Source organism: Cupriavidus sp. GW823-FHT06D04, from assembly GCF_058795055.1.
This window is the reverse complement of the sequence record NZ_JBXAHL010000074.1, coordinates 1-15,985: the sequence shown is the minus strand read 5'-3', so window position 1 is coordinate 15,985 and position 15,985 is coordinate 1. Positions and strand designations below refer to the sequence as shown.

Below are 15,985 nucleotides of genomic sequence, written 5' to 3'. Positions count from 1 at the left end.
GCACGTAGGAAGTTTGATCGTCGGTCGACTAGCCCCAACCTCCCAAAGGGACTTGACAAACCACTGCTCATAGAAGGAGGAGACACAAATGAAAATCGGGACCTTATGCGCCGGCCGCGTTTCTGCGGCCTCACGGTACCTGGCGCGGTGTGCATGGCTGGCCCTGGCCTGCATGACCAGCACGGCACTCGCGGACACCTGGCCCGCGCGGCCGGTGCGGCTGATTCTTCCAAGTGCAGGTGGCGGCGGCCCTGACACGATCGCGCGGATCTTTGCGGAGCGACTGAGCCGGTCATTAAAGCAGCCTGTGGTCGTGGACAATCGGCCCGGCGCCAACGGCGTCATCGGGGTCGACGCCGTGGCAAAGTCCGCTCCCGATGGCTACACGCTGCTGTTTGCCAGTTCGTCATCGACCGTCATCAGCCAGGCGTTGCTGAACAAACTGCCATTCGAGGTGACACGTGACCTGGTGCCGGTGGCGCAGATCTTCTCCGGAGGCATCCACCTGGTTGTCTCCAATGGCTTCCCGGCGCAAGATCTCAAGACCTTTGTGGCCCTGGTGAAGGCAAACCCCGGCAAGTACGACTACGCAACCTGGGGACCAGGATCAACGGGACAGCTTGTCATGGAATCCTTGAAGCGTCGGAACGGCCTGGATATCCGTCATGTCCCCTACAAGACTACCAGTCAAATTTACCAGGACATGCAGGGCGGGCGGATCCAGGTCGCCTTCGTCGATGCCACCAGTTCCGTGCCACTGATCAAGAACGGGAAGCTGCGCGGCATCGCCATCACTGGCTCTCATCGCGGCCCCGCGCTGCCGGAACTGCAGACCATGACGGAACAGGGCTACCCCTTCGATACAGATGCTTGGTATGGCGTGTTCGCACCCAAAGGAACCCCCCACTCCGTGGTGGCCGCGGTACACCGCGAGATCTTGGATACGCTTTCAGCGCCTGAGCTTCGCGAGCGGTTCCTGCAACTCAACCTGGTCGACCCGCCGCTGAAGACACCGGAGCAATTCGCGCAGACGGTGCGAGCCGACCTGCTGGTATGGCAGAACATCGCAAGGGCCAATCAGATCCATCTGGACTGAGCCCCGAGTCCGGAGTCCACTGCGACCGACTTTCAGCGACCCGAGGCCAGTTGCAAAAAGAAGTGCTGCAACATCGCGACCGCATGCGCAAGCTTCTCATCACGCTCGGGTGCTGGGACGAGGTCAATCACCGGGCATTCGCCAAGCGTTTGGCGCAAGGCGAGAGTAATCGCCGGCAGGTCGGAGCCAGTGTTCGACGCTCGCCGCATCGCGGGCTTCGGCGCGCAGCGTGGCGAGTTCTCCGGTGGCGGCCTCGTTCGCCGCGTGCCAGATTACAGATATTTGCGAATCCCGGCCGAGCCCGGTCTGCGGGGTGCTGTTCTTCCGCTATGGCGTCACGCCCACCGCCAACAAGCTCTAAAGCCTGATGCGCAAGGGTAGTATGAGGCACTGCCCGAGGTGCTGCAGGCGCTCTGGCAGGAGCTGCGCGGGCGCACGCGCGTGACCATTGACCATCCTGCCGGACGCGCTGAAGCAGGTGGCCGCCGAGGCGGTGCGGTCCATTTAAGATATTCGCGAATCCCCGGCCAGCCCTCCTTTTGGCGCTGTTTCCTCAGACGGCAAACATGGCAGACCGCGCCAGACGGATGAGGCGCCCGCTCTATTTCCGTGAGCCGCATCCGCCATCTGGATGATCCTCTGAACCGCAAAATTCGGCTCTACTGGGGGTGATCGTGCTTTCGCTGCAAAATGATACGCTGGCGAGAAGAATCGTCTTTGAAATCAAGAGTTTACACACACCAGTTTTTCACGAAAAGCTCTTTGCACAACTCATTGATACAGAACGGTTTTCTTGCTGAAACCGTGTCAATCAGCACCGAAAGCACCATCACCCCGAATAGAGCCGCGCCCCAGCGCTGACGGCGAATGGACGCACCACGCCGACACCGGACTGAGCACCGATAGCGTAGGCAGCTATCGGTCGCTCTGGGAGCAGATCAACGGGCCCACTTCATGGGAAGCGAACCCGTGGGTGTGGGTGGCGGAGTTCAGGAGGACTGCTTGATGCTACTGACCATTCTTGGCGGTTTCCCCCAGCGACACATCGACTACCCGCTTCGCACGAGTAAGCGCATTAGCGACCACAGATTCGACGGCGCCTGCTTCCTTAACCGACCAAGACGAGACAGGCAGATGCCCTTCTGCCGCACAAGCTATCTGGATGCTCAGCGAGCAATTGCCGCCGTTCGCCGTTACCGCAATTTGAATGGCATGGCCGCGATACTGGTACGTGCTGACTTCGCTCATTGTTGTCCCCTCGCCTTTAGGAGGATCGCAGCATGGCCCACTACCGCTCCACTGGCCGCGTGATGCCGAGGCAGCTCATCCCGACCTTGGTAATCCCTATGACGAACGGGCTAGAAGTCGCCGGATCCGAGGACAATGACCTTGTTCATGGGGTTCACCGCCCACTGCAGCCGCGCCTGTTCCTGAATTCGATCAAGGTGTCGATGGAAGACGTCGACAAGGTGCCCCACCTGGCCTTGAGCCAACTCATCCAGGGCGGAACGCGAGACAAAGCCGTTCCCCTTTTCACCGTTTGCTTCGAACGTGAAAAGCACCCGATCGCCATCGCTCGCCACTTGCGGGGAATGGATGTGAAAAGACTTCGACATCTTCAACTCCTTTGGCTTGGGCGGAGAATCGTAGCATGAAGCTCATGACAATCCAGACCTTGGACGGCGAGGCCGGCAGTCTCCTTTCCGACTGCGAGCAATACCGGTACCGGCTCTGGCGCGAATGGGACACCAGCCGCCCGGCGTTGGGATTCATCATGCTCAACCCGTCGACCGCCGACCACCACGTCAGCGACCCGACCATCACCCGGTGCTTGCAGCGCGCGCTGGCGGGCAGGTATGGCCGGCTGGAGGTGGTGAACCTGTTTCCCCTGCGTTCGACCGATCCGGACGGCCTCCTGACCCACCCTGCCCCGCTGGGCGATCGTGCAGTCCAAAACGATGGCGCCATCATGGACGCAATTGACCGCTGCTCGATGATGATCTGCGCCTGGGGCGCGCACAAGTCGGCACCGGCCCGCGCGGCCGAGGTGCTGCTCATTGTCCGGATGTGCGGGCGCGGCAATCTGCTCTACCACCTCGGGCTCAACCAGGACGGCAGCCCGAAGCACCCTCTCTACATCGCGGCCAGCACCCAGCCGCAACGATTCATCGCATGACCGAAGCAGCAGCATGCACTATCGAGATGATCAGGAAAAACGGTGGCCTGGCATGACCAGCAGATACCTCACCGTCGACGAGCTGGCCGACGTGATCGGCTGCGCCAAGAACAGCTAAGCATGCATACGACGGCATTTGGAGAAGCGCCGCGTGCCGTTCATACCCAACCTACGGAGCTTCCCCCAGGTGGACCGTCGTTACTATGAAGGGGTAATCGTCCTTTCGCAGCAAACTGATACGGTCGCGCCGCCGCCTTCAATCTGCATCCAAAGGACGATCACCCCGTGTCGCGCTCGGACTGCGTCAGCGCTCAACGTCAATGCGAGACTGGCCGCCTGCCACACGAAGCACGTTGCCTTCTGGCGTCATCTGTCGCGGAAGGTCGTGGAATGTCGGCCTGCCCGGCCTTGCCGTTGCGGCCGGCCGTAACGTGGATACATCCGCTACGCGACGCGTCCGGCTGGTTGCAGGAGGAGCCACACGACTTTTCTTCGGTTTGTGTGCCGATGGCTTCGGGGGTTTTCCGGCAGCACTGCGCGCCTCCGGCGGATTCCAGACTTCTATGTAGCGCTCGCCGGCAAACGCCGAGGTTGCCAGTACCATCGTAATCAGGCCGACCAGTAGCTTCTTGGCCAAATTCGTCTCCGCGTTGTGTGGTCGCGACCGGAGCGAGTCCCGCTTTTGGCCGTGGCGTATTCTCGCACACCGGCCCTGGGCCCAACGCGGGGGTCACTCGAACGCGACCGTCTGTTGGTGCCCGACCGGAGACCGTCCGTTCACCCCGAGGCTGAGCCCCGGCGCACGCGGTGGGAGCAGGCCGTGGCCAGGACGCGCGCGAAAGGAGGGACGCCGGCCGGCGATCCGACCCACAGCCACGCGTGCGTCCGATGACGACGGCCATAGTTGCCGCGCGCCCTTCCGCCCAGCCCGTACGGAAGATCGGCGCCACCCCGCGTCGCGGGCCATCCGACGATCCAAACGGGGGATCCGGCGCTGCGCGCGCCGCGGGCGAGTGGCCGTGCACGTCCATGCGCCGCGGGGCTGTTCTATTTCTGACGGCTCGTGACCCCGCGACCGGCCCTAGACATAAGGGGGGCTATGTCAAAATTCTGCGCGAGGGGTGCCTTGCGAGCAGGCACGTCGCCACGACCGCCGCCGTCAAATGGGCAGTATGAATCGCGCGCCGTTGTCCCTCCGTCAGAGCCGAAGCGCGCAAGAGGCTGGCAGCAACCAGGTAGCCGTCGAGTCGCCTGCAACGCACGGCTACGCAACAAAAGGAGATGCCATGGCAGCAGCGCAGCCAACAGCGATGGCCGCATCGAAGCCAACGCGCTATCGATGGTTCATGGTGGGCCTCGCATTCATTGCGATCGTGACGAACTACATGGACCGGGCAAACCTGTCCGTAGCTCTACCCTATATGAACGCGGAACTGAATCTCTCTGCGGCAGAATCCGGAATCATCCTGGGAGCTTTCTTTTGGACCTATGCCGCGTTTCAAATCCCGGCCGGCGCACTTGTCGACCGCCTGGGCGCCCGAGTGGTATTTGCGGCAGCGGTAGTCTGGTGGTCGACGTTCACGATTGCAACTAGCTTCGTCCGGTCCAGTGCCGGACTGCTCGGTGTCCGTCTGATGCTCGGCGTAGGGGAAGCTGGCGCGTTCCCCGCGGCAACCAAGTTCGTCGAACGGTGGTTCCCACCGACCGAGCGAGGGCTGGCGACCGGTATCTATGACAGTGGTGCGCGGGGCGGCACGCTAATTGCGATTCCGTTGTGCACGGCAATTATCGCTGGATTCGGATGGAAGGCCTCATTCATTGTCACAGGTCTGATCGGATTCCTTTGGACAGCGGTATGGTTGCTCACTGCGACCGAGTTTCCGGCGCAGAGTCGGTTCTTGAACAAGGCCGAAGTCGAGCATATCAACCACGGAGAATCGGACGAGCACCTCTCGTCGGTACGCATCAAGTGGCGATCGCTGCTGAGCTCGAAGACGATCTGGGCGATGTCTCTCGGGTTTGCCTGTCAGAGCTACGTGATCTACTTCTTCATTACCTGGTATCCCACATACCTCGTCAAAGAGCGCGGATTTTCGCTTCTTCAACTAGGCTTCTTCGGGATTCTGCCAGGCCTGCTTGGACTAGTAGGCTCCTGGGTGGGTGGTTGGGCCTCCGACAAGATTGCAGAAACCGGCTTTGGTCTCAGCGTTGGACGCAAGCTCTGCATCGTGGTCGGTATGGCGTTGAGCGCGACGATTGGACTGGCAGGCATCGTTCCGCAGGCATGGTTCGCCCTTGCGCTCCTGTCGATCGCATTTTTCGGCGTCTCCGCCGCGACTTCCGCGATTCTTGCACTCCCCGCCGACGTATCGCCTCGGGGCTCGCGCTCGATCGTGGGTACGATCGCCGGATTCCAGAACTGCGTAGCAAACTTCGCGGGCCTCGCCAGCCCGGTTGTCATAGGCTACCTCAAAGACCGGACTGGCTCATTCACGCCCGGGTTGGTGTCCGCATCTATCGTCGCCCTCGTCGGTTGCCTCATCTACATCTTTGCGTTGGGTCCTATCAAGGCTGATCTCTTCGAGCACGCAATCGAAGACCGCAGCTGATCAAATCTCCACAAGCCTCTCCGCCTTCATTCCACCCCTGCCGTGCTCCGAGCATCCCAGTAGGTCAGTCACGTCACCTTTCAGCAACGACCGAAGCAAGGCGGCCGATCACTTCGTGGTCATAAGCGCCTGCATCGGTCGCGTGCCGCACCACGATGAGCTCTCAGTCGACGGCCCCGTCCACAACTGAGCGCTTGAAGAACCCGGACGCTGCAATGCTACGGCGGACCTAAGAGATTCACGGGTCTGCACCATTCGCGCGCGTCCGTATCAGTCTTATACGGCACATTGGATCAATTTTGATCCAGCCCACGGCGACCTTGCGCGTTCCTGCCCAGTAGATCAAAGGCTTAGCAGGTAAACCCTTACACGAATCAATGAACCAAATGACCCATTATCGGCTATCAATGACTCATCTGAACTACACTCGACTCACAGCATGAACCGCGCAACGAAAGTGGAATACTCAACGATCATCACCCTCCTGAAGGAACAACTGGACGTCATGCCCAAGCAAGAGCGGCAGGCCGCCAAGTTCGTGATGGAAAGCCCTCAGGAAGTGGCTGTGATGTCAATGCGTGACCAGGCTCGGATGGCAGGCGTTCCGCCGTCCACCATGACGAGACTTGCAAAGCGTCTGGGCTTCGCCGGCTTTGACGATATGCGGCAGGTATTCATTGACTCGGTCCGTTCCAGAAGTCCGGCTTACGGCGGACGCGTAGAGGGATTGATTGAACTGAACCGTCGCATTGGCGAACATGCACTGGTTCAGGATATGGCGAACAACGTCATCTCGCATATTCAGTCGATTTGCTCGGAAGCAAATCTGGCCGCCATTGTCCGGTCCGCTCGACGGCTCGCGGCTGCCCGAAACATCTACTCGCTCGGCGTACGCTCGTCCTATAGCGTTGCTTTTCAGTTCGCTCACGTCGCAGCGTACTTTGCCCGTAATGTCCGGCTGGTCGAAGGATCGGGTGAAAGTGGTGCGATGACTATCATCAACCAGGCGGGCCCCGGCGATGTCGCGCTGGTCTGCAGCATGCCCAGATATGCCCGCCGCGCAGTGACACTCGCAAATTTTCTACATCAGCAGGGCGTGGCGATCATTGCCATCACGGATAGCCCAGCATCCCCGGTCGCGCGCTTCGCTAGCGAAACCATCATCGTAAGAAACGAAGCGCCCTCGTTCTTCGACACAGCCACTCCAGCTCTGCTAGTCAGCGAGATTCTTGTCGCGCTGCTTTCTGCCAAGAGCAAGGGTGACACGCGCAAGGCTGTGACCGAGAACGAGCAGAAGCTAATCGGTCTCGGGGAATGGTGGGACATCGGCTGACGTCCCCATCCTCAGACATCAACGCCCTGCCCCTACAGGAGACATACCATGAAGCTGCTCAAGCCCCTCGTCATTCTTCCGCTCGCTATAGCACTGCTCCCAGCCTCGAATGCTGTTGCCGGTGAAGCGCTTGCGCGCATTCAGCAACAGAAGACCATCCGCGTGGCAGTGCCGGTCGACTACCCACCTTATGGCTTCGTTGGCGGTGATATGCAGCCAAAGGGGCTTGATATCGACATGGCAAAGCATATCGCAGACAAGCTCGCAGTGAAGCTGGAGTTGGTGCCGGTCACGGCGCCCAATCGGGTGGCCTACATCCAGACAAAGAAGGCCGACCTGACTATCTCCTCGCTAGGGAAGACCGCAGAACGCGAGAAGGTGATCGACTACAGCATCGCTTACGCCCCCTTCTTTGATGCGGTATTCGGTGCGAAGGCCCTTCAGGTCAAGAACTTCGAAGAGATGGCGGGAAAGACGGTGGCCGTCACGCGAGGATCCATGCAGGACAAGGAACTTGAGGAACTGGCACCAAAAGCCGTTCCCAAGCGCTTCGATGATAACAATGGCTCAATTTCGGCGTTCCGGTCCGGCCAAACTCAAATGGTTGCCATTGGAACGACGGTTGTTGCCGCGATCAAGCAGCGAGATCCGTCGCTCGATATCGAGCTGAAAGCGATCCTGTCGAATGCTCCTTGCTACATCGGGATGGGCAAGAACGAGGCCGAGCTGCGCACCAAGATCAACGACGTCATCCGCCAAGCCAAGGCCGACGGGACCATCGACGGACTATCGAAGAAATGGCTGGGCGCCTCCGCTGGACAACTCCCCGAGTAAAGGCCCGGATGAACGAGGTCAGGAAAGGTTCATGATGTCGCAAGCCCCCACTTCAGCTCTGGCAGCACTAGCAAACTGGTGTGCCACCATGAGCGCCGACAGCATCCCGGCCGAAGTCTGGCATGTCGCCGAGCGTTGCCTCATTGATACGGTTGGCGTCACTCTGGCTGGCGCAGCCACTACAGTCGCAGGACACGCCCGGCAACTCGCGGTCGAAAGCAGTCGCGCCGGACATGCCCGGATTGTGGGCCACATGGAAAGTGTTTCGCCGGATGCAGCCGCCTTCGCGAACGGTACGGCGGCCCATGCCCTGGACTTTGACGACAACAGCTATGCGGGCTTCGTCCACGGCTCCGCCGTGATCGCCTCTGCCGCTATTGCGATGTCTCAGTCTAACGGCTGCTCCGGACGAGAACTTCTGACGGCCTTCATCGTGGGTTCGGAATGCGAGTATGCGCTTGCGATAGCCCTCGGTGCGAACGTCTATGAGGCGGGATGGTGGACCAGCGGTGTATTTGGCGTGATTGGCGCATGTGCGGCGGCATGTCGGGCGCTCCGTCTCGACGCTAACCAAACGCTCAACGCTATGGCCATCGCCCTTTCCGGGGCCGTTGGGGTCAAGGCCTGCTTTGGCACGGACGCCAAGCCGCTGCTTGCGGGCAAGACGGCCCAGGCGGGTATACAAGCTGCGATGCTTGCGCGTCTCGGCTGCACCGGCCCGGCCGACATCCTGCAGCATCCAAACGGGATGGCACTTTTCGGCAGCAACCACGTAGAGCCGACAGCCTTTGACAGGCTGAGCGATGCGTGGCGGTTGACGTCGCCCGGTATTGATGTCAAACGGGTGCCGGTCTGTCTCTCATCGCATGCTGCGATCGACGCTGCGCAAGCGCTCGTTGCAAGGCATGGCATCCGTCATGAGGACATTCAGGGTATTGAGTGCGACGTTCCGCCGATCGTCGTGGCGAATCTCCGGTACGTGCTCCCTGCGACACGTCAGGCATCGCAGTTCAGCATGAACTACGCCATAGCCGCCAGCTTGTTGCACGGGCAGATCACACTGCGTCTTCTCGATGACAGCAGCGTTCGCAACGCTGCGGAGCTCGTTGCGCTGATGAAAAGAGTCACCATGGAGTCGAGCGGCCGTTGGGATGCCAAGACCCTTGAGCTGGCACCCGAAGGCGCCTGGGTGCGGCTCACCTGCCGCAATGGGCGCAACTACGAGCATTTCCAGGCAAAGCCCATTGGCTCCGCGTCGTTGCCGCTCTCGATACAGCAGCTGCACGAGAAGTTCATGTCCTGCGCAACGCTGTCGATCGCTCCCCAGTCAGCGAAGCAACTGCTCAATCAATTGTCCGAGCTCCCTGCAATGAACAACGTTCAGGCGTTGCTTCTCGGGGGCGATAACGAGGTCTGAAGATGGAATTCGATTTTAGTACGGTACTCAAGCAGTGGCCGACGTTGTTGAACGGCCTGTGGATGACCTTGTTGATTACGGCCGTCTCAGCTCTGCTCGGCACCCTGCTCGGCATTGGCTGCGGCTGGGCTAGAGCCAAAGGGCCGGCGTGGGCAAAGTGGCTGGTGGGTGGTTACGTTGAGCTGATCCGCAATACGCCGTTCATCGTGCAATTGTTCTTCATCTTCTTCGGTCTCCCTCCCTTGGGGATCAAGCTTACTGCCCTGACCGCCAGCCTCCTGGCCAACGTCGTCAATCTCGGGGCGTATGTCAGCGAGATCGCAAGGTCTGGCATCGAGGCGACGCCCCGAGGTCAGCTAGAGGCGGGACAGAGCCTGGCGTTGTCGCGTTGGCAGATATTCAGTCGGGTTGTGTTGCCGCCGGCTCTGAAGAAAGTATGGCCGGCCCTCGTGGGGCAGATCATCATCATCATGCTGGGATCGGCCGTCTGCAGCCAGATTTCGATGGATGAGCTTTCTTACAGCGCGAATCAGATAGCGAGTAACACGTTCCGGAATTTCGAGGTCTACATCGTCGCTGCGACGATGTATCTCGTTCTCGCCATGTTCGTCAGGCAGGCGCTGAACCGGATCGGCCTTCGACTCATTTTCGGACGATAAGCCATGTACGATTTCTCTTTCGCTGACATCGCCCGGAACCTCGCGCTGGCAATGCGCTGGACGGTTGGGCTGTCGTTGATCGCCTTTCTCGGTGGCGGATTGCTCGCCGGCGTCCTGGTCCTTCTTCGCCTTAGCGGCGGTACGCTTGCGAACCGCATCGTTGGTGGCTACGTTCAGGTGTTCCAAGGCACGCCGCTGCTTCTGCAGCTCTTTCTTGCCTACTTCGGCCTCGCGCTGATCGGATTCGAGACAACTGCGCTGCTCGCCGCGTCTGTCTGCCTGATCCTCTATACGGCTGCGTATCTGAGCGAAATCTGGCGAGCCTGCGTCAAGGCCATCGACAAGGGGCAATGGGAGGCAGGAGAAAGTCTCGCGCTCTCGTTTGGCGAACAGATGCGCTTTGTCATCCTGCCTCAAGCGCTCCGGCTCGGTATCGCGCCGACCGTCGGCTTCCTCGTCCAGGTTGTCAAAGCGACCGCCGTCACATCGGTGATCGGATTTGTGGAGATGACAAGGGCCGGACAAATGATTACCAATGCGACATTCCAACCCTTTACCGTCTATGGATGTGTCGCGCTCCTCTATTTTGCAATCTGTTTCCCGCTGTCGGCCTGCAGCCGTACGCTGGAACGCCGGTTCCGTTGCTAAGGAAGACCAACATGCAAGCCACTGCCGTGATCGAAGAGATGATCGTGCCCGCCTCACAAGAACAGACCACCGACGGCGTGGTCAGCATCAAAGCCCTTCGCAAAAGCTTCGGTACCAACGAAGTTCTCAAGGGAATTGATCTGTCAATTGCCCGCAAGGAAGTTGTCTGCATCATTGGCAAGAGCGGTTCCGGGAAAAGCACCCTGCTCCGATGCATCAACGGGCTGGAAGTTTTTCAGCAAGGTGCGATCCATGTTGATGGCAAGCCCCTCAAGCACGACGACCATCAAGCCATGCGCGAACTGCGCCAGCACGTTGGCATGGTCTTCCAGAATTTCAATCTGTTTCCGCATCTGACGGCGGCGCAGAACGTCATGCTGGCGCCTCGTCTGGTCAGGCATATTCCAAAGGAGCAGTCGAGCGCCGATGCGCGGCGACTTCTGCAGCGGGTAGGCCTTGGCGAACGTGCCGATCACTACCCCGATCAGTTGTCGGGAGGTCAGCAACAACGCGTTGCCATCGCTCGGGCGCTGGCCATGAATCCCGCGGTACTGTTGTGCGATGAGATTACGTCCGCGCTGGATCCCGAACTGGTGGGCGAAGTGCTTGCCGTTGTAGAGGGATTGGCAAAGGATGGCATGACGCTGATCATGGTGACGCACGAGATGAACTTTGCGCGCAAGGTGAGCGACCGCGTCATCTTTATGCACCAGGGAAAAGTACATGAGATGGGGCCGCCTGATCGACTCTTCTCGTCACCATCGACGCCCGAGCTGCGGCAGTTCCTTTCCAGCATCCACTAAATAATTCCCGTCTTCCGATGACTCTATGTGGCCTGCCGCTGCGTGCGGTGGTCGGCCACCGTTCGCCCGCGATTCAGGCACCACCTCGCTGTATGGAGAAAACCATGTCCTTTCCGCTGACCGTCCCCCCATCCAAAAGGCACCAAAGCTTCCTGTGGTCGCCGCTCTGCACTGATCTGGATAAGCTCGATGCACACGTCGCTATCCTCGGCATTCCGTATGGCCAGGCCTACTCTGCGGCTCACATCAGCAACGACCAGAGCAAGGCACCCGATGCCGTGCGTGCCATGAGCGATCGCATTTGCCGCAATCTCAATCACTACGATTTTGACGTCGGTGGACCGATCTATGACAACCGCGCCCTCAAAGTGGTCGACTGCGGTAACGTTCCCGCTGATCCTCAGGACCTGAGTTCTCACTCGCAGAGGGCGGAGCAAGCCATACGCAAGATCCTCGATGCTGGGGCGCTTCCCATTACGCTAGGTGGTGACCACGGGATTCCCATTCCGATCCTGCGTGCGTACGAGGGGCGCGGGCTGATCACACTGATCCATATCGATGCACACCTGGACTGGCGAGATCACGTCAATGGGGTGCGAGATGGCCTTTCCAGCCCGATTCGACGTGCCTCCGAGATGGATCATGTCGGCGAGATTTTCCAGATTGGCCTGCGCGCCCAGGGTAGCGGCCGCCCGGAAGAGTACGAGGCGGCGGTCGCCTATGGTGCACACCTCTACACGGCATACGACGTTCACGAGAACGGCATGAAGTCTGTACTCGATGACATTCCCGATGGTGGCAACTACTACCTGACGATTGACGCCGACGGAATCGATCCTTCAGTGATGCCCGCTGTGGCCGGACCCGCCTTGGGTGGCATCACGTACGTGCAGATGCGTCAGCTGATTCACGGTCTCGTGAAGAAGGGCCGGGTTGTTGGCATGGACATCGTCGAAATCACGCCGTCAACCGACGTCAACAACATCAGTTGCATTGCAGCGGGGCGTCTAATGGTAAACCTGATCGGCGCGGCGGTTCGGGCCGATTACTTCGACGCTCCCAAGCTTTAACCGACAGCCGCTCGACGGTAATGCGCACCAATGTGGACCTTCTGGTCTGCGACGGTGCGCAACGACTTGCTCTCGCAGTTGACACCATGGCTCGGTAGCCGTCCTTTGGCGCCGCTGCTCCATCGGTCCTGCGATTTCCCCGGCCCTGCCCTCCGGAAGTCATCCCTTTACCCTCAGGACAGCAGCTTCTCGATCAGCTCGGGCGTGCTCGGCACATTGAACTTGCGCAACAGACGACTCCTGTAGATCTCCACGGTCCGTGGGCTGATTCCCAGGGCTTTTCCGATTTCCTTCGCGGTCTTGCTGTCGATCAAGAGGGTCGCCACGTCGCGTTCACGGCGAGTCATCGCGCTGCGTGCCTGCGAATCGATCTGCCACACGCCTTTCGCCTTCGGCTGCCCCACCGGGATGCCGTCGTCATCGGCCATCTCCACAAACATCCATAGGGCTTCGGCGTAGGGATCGTCGCGATACTCACTTGCGCCCGCGACATTGACCCAGAACAACTCGTCGTCCAGGCGTTTCATTAGCCGTGAGTCGGTGAAACGCCCATGTTGCGCAAGGATCGGAATAACCCGCTTTCCAAATCGTTCGAAATCCACCTGGTTCGGATACAGCACCCGCACACTCTGTCCGACGAGTTGCTCCCGTGTGGCCCGAAACATCGACACGAAGGCGAGATTGCAGTCGGTAATGATGCGCTGGCGCGTGATCATCATGGCGGCGGGCATATGGGCAAATGCCCGGCCATAGTCAACGGCGTCCAGAAGTGCAGGCTTTGTCATGTTCATTGCTTTTGCATCCCGCTATGGCGCCCATCGCAGCGCCAACGCTAGGGGTTCTCCTTAGGTAACCGACACGTATTGCTGTAAGTATATAGGGGTCATAGACTGCCTGGCATCGAATCGCAGTTCTTTTCAACCCAGGAGGTACAAACATGGACGACTACAAGAATCGCTCTTACGGCGCTGTGGAAATCGGCATGCACGGTAAGGTCGGCATCGTGGTGATCGACTACCAGATGGCGTTCACGGACGAGCAATACCCACTAGGCGGGGCGCCGCTGGTCATGCGCGGCCTGCAGAACACTGCACGTCTGCTCGACGTCGCGCGCCAGCACAACGTGCCTATTGCTAGTTGCTTTACCGCGTACAAGTCCGAGCGCGACATGCCCCATTGGAAGATTTCAGCAGTGCGAGAGCAATTCCGTCTCAACCATCCGAGCTCGGAATTGGATCCAAGGATCTACGACGAGGACTATGACGTCGTTGTCTGCAAGTTTGGCCCGTCAATCTTCCATCAGACGCCGGTTGTGCCCTACTTCATCCGCGAGGGTGTCGAGACCGTGATCATCACTGGTTGCAACACCAGCGGCTGTATCCGTGCGTCGACGATCGACAGCTTCCAATGGGGCTTTCGCACCATCGTCCCGGAGGACTGCGTGGGCGATATCGAGGAAGGACCGCATCAGGACAACCTTCGCGATGTCGGCCGCCGCTACGCGGACATCTCGTCGGCTGACGAGGTGATTTCGTACATCGAGCGCACGTCCGGCCGCCGAGATCGCGCCTGAGTTCGCGCTAGGGGCGATGCCGGGGCGCGACCGTGGAGCGCCCGGCATTGCGCAATCACCTCTCACACTAGGGGCGGAAAACCTGACGGAGGTTTCGGATGGAAAATGCAATCTCAACTGCTGCGACGGCTACGCGACAGGCTGATGTGACGAAGATCAGGAAGGTTGCCGTGGCGAGCATCATTGGCACCACGGTGGAATGGTATGACCTGTTCATTTTCGCCACGGCATCGGCGCTTGTCTTCAACAAGGTCTTCTTTCCCAGCTTCGACGCGTTGGTCGGAACGCTGCTCGCGTTCGGGACTTTCGCGTCTGCCTACATTGCCCGCATGGTTGGGGCAGCTATATTCGGCCATTTCGGCGACCGTCTGGGACGCAAATCAATGCTCCTGATCTCGCTGGTCGTGATGGGCGCCGCTACGTTCTGCATCGGACTGCTGCCTGACTACGCTGCGATCGGGATTTGGGCTCCAGTGTTGCTGCTTACGCTTCGCGTCATACAGGGACTGGCACTCGGCGGCGAATGGGGCGGCGCCGTGCTGATGGCAGTCGAGCATGCTCCGCCCGGGAAGCGGGGGTTCTATGGGTCTTGGGTGCAGGTCGGTGTACCCGCCGGCACGCTGATCGCCAACCTCGCGTTTTTGCTGAACGCCTCGGCGCTGTCGTCCGAAGCGCTGTTGTCCTGGGGTTGGCGCATCCCGTTCCTGGGCAGCATTGTGTTGATCCTCGTCGGTCTACATATTCGTTTGCATACCTCTGAAACGCCAGACTTCGACAAGGTGAAAAGCTCTGGAGGTCCGGCGCGCCTGCCGCTCGCGGAGGTGTTCCGCAAATCCTGGAAGCAGGTGATCCTTGGCGGCGTGGCCACAATGTCGACGGGGGCTTCCTTCAATTTGCTTGTGGCATTTGGCCTCACCTATGGCACGCAATCACTGGGTCTGACTCGCGACGCCATGCTACTGATCGTGCTGCTAGCTTGCGCCGTCTGCATCGTCATGCTGCCATTGTTTGGCTGGCTTTCGGACAAGGTCGGACGCAAGCCGGTAATCATTGGTGGCATCCTTGCCGAGGCCTTGTTCGCGTTCCCGTTTTTCTGGCTGATGGACACGAGGAATGTCGGCTTCGCCATTGCTGGCTACCTGCTGATGATGGTCGCCTTTGCCGCCAACTATGGCCCCATCGCCACGTTCTTGGCGGAATTGTTCGGTGCACGAGTGAGGTACTCGGGGTTATCCATGAGCTACATGCTCTCCGGGTTGCTTGGTAGCGCAACAACGCCTCTCGTTACGACCGCACTGCTGTCGATGACCGGACGTGGCTCCTCCATTGCCTGGTACATGATCGGCGCTGCATTGTTGTCGGCCGTGGCACTGCTGTTGCTGGCTCGGCATCTGGCAGTCGACGCGGACAGAATCGGCCTTACATCGGCTGCCTAGAACGGGGGGGCCTAAGGCAGTCAATAGGGAAGCCTGTTGCCACATGGCCATCCAGCTTCGGACCGATCTTTTTCTCAGCATCGGTCCGCCTATTTTCTATGCACACAGAGATCCAACTCGTGACTTCGAGCCTCGAACTTACCGAGCAGTTTGGCATCGTCACGGCGACCTCCGGCTCCAGATCGGGACGGAACTACTTGTGCTTTCGAGAGCAATATGAGACCGCGCCAAATCGGGGGCTGACTATGCGGCACGGCGGCGGTCTTCTTCTCCGGCGATGGAGGGATACCACCGTTCAACGTACGACCGGAGCTGGTCATTGAGCACGGCT

The 15,985-nt window shown here is 59.7% G+C and carries 15 protein-coding genes and 2 pseudogenes; 14 read left to right on the top strand and 3 right to left on the bottom strand.

From position 1 onward, the window contains the following. Positions 1–88 precede the first annotated feature (88 nt). The 3 genes and pseudogenes from AC1Q7H_RS38775 to AC1Q7H_RS38765 all read left to right on the top strand — a co-directional run. Positions 89–1,096, top strand: coding sequence for a Bug family tripartite tricarboxylate transporter substrate binding protein (locus AC1Q7H_RS38775; RefSeq protein WP_153956845.1), 1,008 nt, complete (start codon positions 89–91; stop codon positions 1,094–1,096). Between the two features lie 29 nt (positions 1,097–1,125). Then, positions 1,126–1,260, top strand: a pseudogene (locus tag AC1Q7H_RS38770) (IS110 family RNA-guided transposase); the annotation flags it as partial. A gap of 80 nt (positions 1,261–1,340) precedes the next feature. Further along, positions 1,341–1,601: pseudogene (locus AC1Q7H_RS38765) on the top strand (DNA-binding protein); the annotation flags it as partial. A 503-nt stretch (positions 1,602–2,104) separates the two neighbouring features. Here the strand turns inward: AC1Q7H_RS38765 and AC1Q7H_RS38760 are convergent. Continuing rightward, a complete protein-coding gene (locus AC1Q7H_RS38760) occupies positions 2,105–2,344 on the bottom strand; it encodes a hypothetical protein (RefSeq protein WP_153956846.1) in 240 nt (79 codons plus the stop codon). A gap of 110 nt (positions 2,345–2,454) precedes the next feature. Then, the gene (locus AC1Q7H_RS38755) at positions 2,455–2,712 is read right to left on the bottom strand and encodes a DUF1488 family protein (protein ID WP_153956847.1); all 258 of its coding nucleotides are present in this window, start codon (positions 2,710–2,712) and stop codon (positions 2,455–2,457) included. A 44-nt stretch (positions 2,713–2,756) separates the two neighbouring features. On the opposite strand from AC1Q7H_RS38755, the gene AC1Q7H_RS38750 reads away from it, so the two are divergent. From AC1Q7H_RS38750 to AC1Q7H_RS38710, 9 genes are all read left to right on the top strand, one after another. Next, positions 2,757–3,272 carry a DUF1643 domain-containing protein gene (locus AC1Q7H_RS38750; RefSeq protein ID WP_492382458.1) on the top strand — a complete coding sequence of 172 codons (516 nt, stop codon included), beginning with the start codon at positions 2,757–2,759 and terminating at the stop codon, positions 3,270–3,272. Between the two features lie 1,286 nt (positions 3,273–4,558). Next, positions 4,559–5,881, top strand: coding sequence for an MFS transporter (locus AC1Q7H_RS38745; RefSeq protein WP_492382457.1), 1,323 nt, complete (start codon positions 4,559–4,561; stop codon positions 5,879–5,881). Between the two features lie 439 nt (positions 5,882–6,320). Continuing rightward, positions 6,321–7,214, top strand: coding sequence for a MurR/RpiR family transcriptional regulator (locus AC1Q7H_RS38740; RefSeq protein ID WP_153956849.1), 894 nt, complete (start codon positions 6,321–6,323; stop codon positions 7,212–7,214). Between the two features lie 48 nt (positions 7,215–7,262). Continuing rightward, entirely contained in the window at positions 7,263–8,048 is a 786-nt protein-coding gene (locus tag AC1Q7H_RS38735) for a transporter substrate-binding domain-containing protein (RefSeq protein ID WP_153956850.1), read from the top strand. A gap of 31 nt (positions 8,049–8,079) precedes the next feature. Beyond that, positions 8,080–9,465 carry an MmgE/PrpD family protein gene (locus tag AC1Q7H_RS38730; RefSeq protein WP_492382456.1) on the top strand — a complete coding sequence of 462 codons (1,386 nt, stop codon included), beginning with the start codon at positions 8,080–8,082 and terminating at the stop codon, positions 9,463–9,465. 2 nt (positions 9,466–9,467) lie between these two features. Then, complete coding sequence (locus tag AC1Q7H_RS38725) at positions 9,468–10,124, top strand: amino acid ABC transporter permease (RefSeq protein WP_194946958.1); 657 nt, start codon at positions 9,468–9,470, stop codon at positions 10,122–10,124. A gap of 3 nt (positions 10,125–10,127) precedes the next feature. Then, positions 10,128–10,772 (top strand): amino acid ABC transporter permease, encoded by a 645-nt coding sequence (locus tag AC1Q7H_RS38720; protein ID WP_492382455.1) that lies wholly within the window; start codon positions 10,128–10,130, stop codon positions 10,770–10,772. Positions 10,773–10,810: 38 nt separating this feature from the next. Continuing rightward, positions 10,811–11,575 carry an amino acid ABC transporter ATP-binding protein gene (locus tag AC1Q7H_RS38715; protein WP_153956858.1) on the top strand — a complete coding sequence of 255 codons (765 nt, stop codon included), beginning with the start codon at positions 10,811–10,813 and terminating at the stop codon, positions 11,573–11,575. A gap of 104 nt (positions 11,576–11,679) precedes the next feature. Further along, positions 11,680–12,645 carry an agmatinase gene (locus AC1Q7H_RS38710; protein WP_492382454.1) on the top strand — a complete coding sequence of 322 codons (966 nt, stop codon included), beginning with the start codon at positions 11,680–11,682 and terminating at the stop codon, positions 12,643–12,645. 173 nt (positions 12,646–12,818) lie between these two features. Here the strand turns inward: AC1Q7H_RS38710 and AC1Q7H_RS38705 are convergent, their stop codons facing one another. Further along, positions 12,819–13,436: a LuxR C-terminal-related transcriptional regulator gene (locus tag AC1Q7H_RS38705; RefSeq protein ID WP_228772781.1), complete on the bottom strand. Its 618-nt coding sequence runs from the start codon at positions 13,434–13,436 to the stop codon at positions 12,819–12,821. Positions 13,437–13,582: 146 nt separating this feature from the next. On the opposite strand from AC1Q7H_RS38705, the gene AC1Q7H_RS38700 reads away from it, so the two are divergent. Beyond that, positions 13,583–14,218, top strand: coding sequence for an isochorismatase family protein (locus AC1Q7H_RS38700; RefSeq protein WP_492382453.1), 636 nt, complete (start codon positions 13,583–13,585; stop codon positions 14,216–14,218). A 98-nt stretch (positions 14,219–14,316) separates the two neighbouring features. After that, complete coding sequence (locus AC1Q7H_RS38695; protein WP_153956855.1) at positions 14,317–15,654, top strand: MFS transporter; 1,338 nt, start codon at positions 14,317–14,319, stop codon at positions 15,652–15,654. Positions 15,655–15,985: the final 331 nt, after the last annotated feature.